Origin of the sequence: Halomonas borealis (assembly GCF_004798905.1) — a bacterium.
GTDB lineage: Bacteria > Pseudomonadota > Gammaproteobacteria > Pseudomonadales > Halomonadaceae > Halomonas > Halomonas borealis.
Window position 1 is genome coordinate 1 of record NZ_SDMO01000105.1, and the last position, 250, is coordinate 250.

The 250-nt window shown below is 41.2% G+C and carries 1 protein-coding gene; it reads left to right on the plus strand.

Annotated elements, in window-relative coordinates; translation table 11 throughout:
- Positions 1–250 (plus strand): Hsp33 family molecular chaperone HslO (locus tag ETC07_RS16320; RefSeq protein ID WP_136249337.1); only part of this gene is annotated, 250 nt, incomplete at both ends.

A 250-nucleotide genomic window follows, 5' to 3' on the forward strand; every position in this document is an offset into this window, starting at 1 on the left:
TGTTAAAATCGCTGGTGGCTTTATGCTCCAAGCCTTGCCCGATGCAACTGATGATGAAATCACACTAATGGAAAAAAATATTAAAGTAATGCCAAGTATTTCGGAAATGCTTTTAAAAGAAAACCCGCTCGAAGCCATGCTTGCTGCACTTTATGGTGAGCTTGAATATACGATTCTAGCTGAATCACCCTTAGCCTTCGAATGTGACTGTTCAAAGGATCGATTTGCTGAAGGATTGCAAAGCCTCGGT